The 5,132-nt window shown below is 65.9% G+C and carries 7 protein-coding genes; all 7 read right to left on the reverse strand.

Annotated elements, in window-relative coordinates; translation table 11 throughout:
- Positions 1–894: acyl-CoA dehydrogenase family protein (locus HZB86_07365; protein MBI5905357.1), on the reverse strand; the 894-nt coding region annotated here is incomplete at its 3' end.
- A gap of 49 nt (positions 895–943) precedes the next feature.
- Positions 944–1,726: an enoyl-CoA hydratase/isomerase family protein gene (locus tag HZB86_07370; GenBank protein MBI5905358.1), complete on the reverse strand. Its 783-nt coding sequence runs from the start codon at positions 1,724–1,726 to the stop codon at positions 944–946.
- 10 nt (positions 1,727–1,736) lie between these two features.
- Positions 1,737–2,594: a 3-hydroxybutyryl-CoA dehydrogenase gene (locus tag HZB86_07375; protein MBI5905359.1), complete on the reverse strand. Its 858-nt coding sequence runs from the start codon at positions 2,592–2,594 to the stop codon at positions 1,737–1,739.
- Between the two features lie 63 nt (positions 2,595–2,657).
- Positions 2,658–3,836: an acetyl-CoA C-acetyltransferase gene (locus HZB86_07380; GenBank protein MBI5905360.1), complete on the reverse strand. Its 1,179-nt coding sequence runs from the start codon at positions 3,834–3,836 to the stop codon at positions 2,658–2,660.
- A gap of 34 nt (positions 3,837–3,870) precedes the next feature.
- Positions 3,871–4,317 carry a MerR family transcriptional regulator gene (locus HZB86_07385; protein MBI5905361.1) on the reverse strand — a complete coding sequence of 149 codons (447 nt, stop codon included), beginning with the start codon at positions 4,315–4,317 and terminating at the stop codon, positions 3,871–3,873.
- A gap of 65 nt (positions 4,318–4,382) precedes the next feature.
- Positions 4,383–4,754 (reverse strand): hypothetical protein, encoded by a 372-nt coding sequence (locus HZB86_07390; protein MBI5905362.1) that lies wholly within the window; start codon positions 4,752–4,754, stop codon positions 4,383–4,385.
- A gap of 113 nt (positions 4,755–4,867) precedes the next feature.
- The gene (locus tag HZB86_07395) at positions 4,868–5,107 is read right to left on the reverse strand and encodes a cupin domain-containing protein (GenBank protein ID MBI5905363.1); all 240 of its coding nucleotides are present in this window, start codon (positions 5,105–5,107) and stop codon (positions 4,868–4,870) included.
- Positions 5,108–5,132: the final 25 nt, after the last annotated feature.

The raw sequence follows: 5,132 nt of genomic DNA on the forward strand, positions 1-5,132 counted from the left end.
CATCCACGCCGCACGCCACGTCAGGAGCCTGGCCGCGTCGATCTCGGTCGCCATGTCGGCGAGCATCCACTGGATCGCCTGGAAGTCGCAGATCGCCTGCCCGAACTGCCTGCGGTCCTTCGAATACGCCAGGGCGTCTTCGCACGCTGCCCGGGCGATCCCGATCCGACCGCCGTCGAGCGTATTCATGGCCCCCTTGGAGCCGTCCCCCTCGTTCCCCAGCCGGTTCTTCGCGGGAACGCGGACGTCCTCGAAGATGATGGAAGAGGTGGGGGACGCCTTGATCCCCATCTTCTTCTCCGGCTTCCCGAGCGAGACGCCCTTCCATTTCATGTCGACGACGAACGCCGTGATCCCCTTGTGCGCCTTCGCCCTGTCGGTCATCGTGAAGAGGACGCAGGTGTCGGCGTACGGGGCGTTCGTGATGAAGTTCTTCGAGCCGTTCACGACGTAGAAGTCGCCGTCGCGGACCGCGGTGGTCTTCTGCGACCCCGCGTCGGAACCGGCTCCCGGCTCGGTGAGCCCGAAGCATCCCAGCTTCTTTCCGGAGGCCAGCGGCACGAGGTACTCCCGCTTCACCTCTTCCGACGCGAACTTGAGGATCGGGTCGCACGCCAGCGAGTTGTTGACGGACATGATGACGCCGGTGGAGGCGCACCCCCGGGAGATCTCCTCCATCGCGATGGCGTAGCAGACGTTGTCCATGCCGGCGCCCCCGTACTCCTCGGGGACCGCCACGCCCATGAACCCCAGTTCCGCCATCTGGCGGACCAGCTCCGCCGGGTACCGGCTGTTTTCGTCGAGCTCCGCCGCGACGGGAAGGACCTCCTTCTGCGTGAAGTTCCTCGCCGTGTCCTGGATCATCCGTTGCTCTTCGGTCAGGTCGAATACCATGTTCGTCGTTCTCCCCGGTTCGTTATTCGTCTCGTGAAGTCGCGCCCGGTCACTTTCCCGTGAAGACCGGTTTTCTCTTTTCGAGGAACGCCGCCATCCCCTCGGCCCGGTCCGCGGTCGAGAATCCCGAGGCGAAGAGGCCTGCCTCGAGCGCGCACGCGTTGCCGAGGTCGAGGTCGAGTCCCCGGTTCATCGCGGATTTGGCCATCCGCACGGCCACCGGCCCCCGGGAGAGGATCTTTCTCGCCACGTCCCTGGCGGCCCCCATCAACTCCGACGCGGGAACCACGCGGTTCACCAGGCCGATCTCGTATGCGCGCTGGGCGGAGATCATGTCTCCGCACAGCGTGAGCTCCTTGGCGACGTTGCGGCCGACCAGGCGCGGCAGCCGCTGCGTGCCGCCGTACCCCGGAATGATCCCGAGGCCCACCTCCGGCTGCCCGAACCGCGCGGTGTCGGCGGCCAGCAGCATGTCGCACGCCATGGCGACCTCGCAGCCGCCCCCGAGGGCGAACCCGTTCACCACGCCGATGACCGGCTGCGGCATCCGCTCGATGAACTCGAGCACCCCCTGCCCGAGCATCGCGAAATCGAGCGCCTCGAGCGACGTGAAGTTCCTCATCTCGCCGATGTCCGCCCCCGCGATGAACGCCTTCTCGCCTGCCCCCGTGAGGAGGACCACGCCGACGTCCTCGCGCGCGGATACCTCCTCGAGGGCGGCTTTCAGCTCCCGGACGGTCGCCGGGTTGAGCGCGTTCAGGGATTTCGGACGGTTGAACGTGATCGTGGCGATCCGTTCCGAGACTTCGACCAGCAGGTTCGTGTAGGCCATCGTGTATCCCTCACGCCTTCTCGTAGGAGTAGAATCCGCGACCGGACTTCTTTCCCATGTACCCCGCCGCGACGTATTTCCGAAGCAGCGGGCATGGGCGGTATTTCGAATCCCCCAGCCCCTGGTGCAGGACATTCATGACCTCGAGGACGGTGTCCAGCCCGATCAGGTCGGCCAGCGCGAGCGGTCCCATCGGGTGGTTCGCGCCCATCCGCATAATGGAGTCTATGTCCGCGGCGGACCCGACCCCTTCCATGAAGGCGTAGATCGCCTCGTTGATCATCGGCATCAGGATCCGGTTTGCGATGAAGCCCGGGAAGTCGTTCGCCGGAACGGGCTCCTTGCCGAGTTTGCGGGAAAGGTCCATCACGGCGTCGAACGTTTCCCCGGACGTCTGCAGACCCCGGATCACCTCGACGAGTTTCATGAGCGGCACGGGGTTCATGAAGTGCATCCCGACGACGCGCTCGGGGCGCCGGGTGGCGGCGGCGATCTTCGTGATGGAGATGGAGGAGGTGTTCGATGCGAGGATCCGGCCGGCCGGAACCGCTTCGTCCAGCTTGCGGAACAGGGTGAGCTTCAACTCCTCCCTTTCCGTGGCCGCCTCGATCGCGATGTCGCAGGAGGCGAAGTCGGCGATGTCCGTGGAGGTCGAAAGCCCCGCGATCATCCGTTCCTTGTCCTGGGCGGTGATCTTTTCCTTGCGGACCAGGATGTCCAGCCCCTTCTCGATCCCGGCGCGGGACCGGGACAGGACCGCGTCGGACACGTCGTTCAAGATGACCTTATGCCCCGTCATCAAGGATACCTGCGCGATGCCGCTCCCCATCTGTCCTGCCCCGAGCACGCCGATCGTCGATATCCCCATTCAGACCTCCAATATTAAAATATATAGATATCAGTTTCTTATATGTTTAAATCTAATCCGATACTATAACTTCTCCACAAGCACGGCGACCGCTTCTCCCCCGCCGATGCAGAGGGATGCGACACCGTACCGCTCCCCCCGGTCCGCCATCGCGTACAGAAGGGTTGTCAAGATCCTCGCGCCGGACGCGCCGACCGGGTGGCCCAGAGCGACCGCGCCGCCGTTCACGTTCACCCGCTCCGGATCCAGCGAAAGGCCGCGGATCGCTGCGACGGCGACGCCCGAGAAAGCCTCGTTGATCTCGTAGAGGCCGACCTTCTCCTTGCCGACGCCCGTGACCTGGTACAGCTTCTTGATGGCGTCGATCGGGGCGATGGTGAACCAGACCGGCTCGAGGGAGGCCGTGGCGTACCCGACGATCCGGGCGATCGGCCGGATCCCTTTCCGCTTCGCCGCGTCGGACGACATCACGACCACCGCCGCCGCGCCGTCGTTGATGGTGGAGGCGTTCCCCGCCGTCACGGTCCCGTTCTTCTCGAAGACGGTCTTGAGTTCGGGGAGCTTCGCGACGTTTCCGCGTCCGGGCTCCTCGTCGACCAGGAACGGCACCGGATCCCCTTTCCGCTGCGGGATGGGGACTCCGACGATCTCCCGGGCGAATTTGCCGCCCTTTACGGCGGCCTGCGCACGCGTATAGGAGGACGCAGCGAACGCGTCCTGGTCCTGCCGGGAGATCTTGTGCTCCTTCGCAAGAGTCTCCGCGCAGTTCCCCATGTGGAGGTTGTTGTACACGTCCCACAGGCCGTCGATGATCATGTGGTCGTAGATCGTGTCGTTCCCGAGGCGGTACCCGCCGCGGGCCTTCTTCAGGAGGTACGGGGCCTGGCTCATCGATTCCATGCCGCCCGCGACCACCACCTCGAACTCGCCGGTGGCCACGGACTGGGCGGCCAGCATCACCGACTTGAGGCCGGACCCGCACATCTTGTTGATCGTGAGCGCTCCGGCCGAAACGGGGATCCCGGCGTAGATGCCGGCCTGGCGGGCGGGCGCCTGGCCCATCCCGGCGGAGAGGACGTTCCCCATGATCACCTGCTCGACGTCCTCCTTGCGGATCCCTCCGCGGGCGACGGCCTCCGCGATGGCGACGGCGCCGAGCCTCGGCGCCGGAATCTCGGCGAGCGCCCCGTTCAGCGATCCGATGGCGGTCCTGGCGGCTCCGGTGATGACGGCTTCCTTCATTGCGCGCGTCTCCTTTCGTTCGTTCGGCGGTTTCTCAAGGCGTCCCCTGCAGGACCTTCCCCCGCAGGTGCTGCTGGTACTCGCGGATCTCCTTCTTGAGGGCGACCAACTGGGCGATCCGCTCGTCGATCTGCACCGCCCTCTCGTCGAGGATGTCCAGGAGTTTCGGGAGGATCTCCCGGTTGTTGCGCTGGCGGCGGTACGTTTTCTCGAGCTCGACCATCTCGGCGAGCGAAAGGCCGAGGACCTTGAGGCGGTTGATGAACTTCAGCCGGCGGACGTCGTCGTCGGTGAAGACCCGTTTCCCGTTCTCGATCCGGCGGACGCTGTGCAGCAGCCCGATCTCCTCGTAATACCGGATGGTCCGCTGCGACAGGTTCACCAACCGGCTGAGCTCGCCGATGGCGTACGGGGGCTTCCTTGGATCCAGCGGGGGCGCGGACGGCGGGACGGGGTGCGGAGTCTGCGTGGAAACGGGCATGGTTACCACCTTACGTTAACTGGCAAGATGCTACCGTTTACCGGTACCCCGTGTCAACGGATATTTCAAGGACGGGGGATCGGCCGGGAGGGTGCGGAGACGGACCTTCGGGCGATCCGTACGAGCGGGTCCACCTCGTCCCCGGTTTCCGGTCGGCCCGTCGCCGGGGGGGGATCCGGTTCCCGGAAGATCGACAGGGATCTCCGGAGCGCCCCTTCCGAGAACGGCTCCCCGGAAACGGAAGCGCCCCACTCCGCGATCGCCTCGAGCAGGTCCAGCGCGGACTCGACGTCCCTGGGCCACGACCCGGGCAACCGGAAAATCGGTTTCCCGCCGGGGATGCAGGGGTCCTGAAACCGTTCCGGGACGATCCACCCGTCGGCGAACTCCCGGAACGACCGTGCGGAGTCCGCCGATTCCGCGGGGACCGGGAGCATTCCGAACGCGTGGACGATTTCCGGCGCGGGGAAATCCGCGGAAACGACGATCGCCTTCCCGCCGGTGACGGCCCTCCATCCCCGGACGACCGCGGACGGATCGGACCCCAGGACTATGCTCCCGCGTGGATGACCGCGAGGATGACCGCCTCCCGTTCGTCGGCGGAGTGCACGTGGTGCGGGATCGTGGAGTTGTAGTAGATGCTGTCCCCTTCCTCCAGCACGTCGGAGAGCGTCCCGAGGAACACCTGGACCTTCCCCGACAGCACGTAGAGGAATTCCTCGCCGTCGTGCGAACTCCGGGCGGTCGGGGGCTCCGAGAGCGGCTGGAGCCGGACGAGGAACGGCTCCATCCGTCGTCCCGCCTTCCCCGCGCCG

Source organism: Deltaproteobacteria bacterium (assembly GCA_016234845.1).
Lineage (GTDB): Bacteria > Desulfobacterota > Deferrimicrobia > Deferrimicrobiales > Deferrimicrobiaceae > JACRNP01.

Bases quoted from the DNA above. Each gene is read 5' to 3' on its own strand.
- HZB86_07370 (MBI5905358.1), bottom strand. From the start codon at position 1,726: ATGGCCTACACGAACCTGCTGGTCGAAGTCTCGGAACGGATCGCCACG.
- HZB86_07375 (MBI5905359.1), bottom strand. From the start codon at position 2,594: ATGGGGATATCGACGATCGGCGTGCTCGGGGCAGGACAGATGGGGAGC.
- HZB86_07380 (MBI5905360.1), bottom strand. From the start codon at position 3,836: ATGAAGGAAGCCGTCATCACCGGAGCCGCCAGGACCGCCATCGGATCG.
- HZB86_07385 (MBI5905361.1), bottom strand. From the start codon at position 4,317: ATGCCCGTTTCCACGCAGACTCCGCACCCCGTCCCGCCGTCCGCGCCC.
- HZB86_07390 (MBI5905362.1), bottom strand. From the start codon at position 4,754: ATGCTCCCGGTCCCCGCGGAATCGGCGGACTCCGCACGGTCGTTCCGG.
- HZB86_07395 (MBI5905363.1), bottom strand. From the start codon at position 5,107: ATGGAGCCGTTCCTCGTCCGGCTCCAGCCGCTCTCGGAGCCCCCGACC.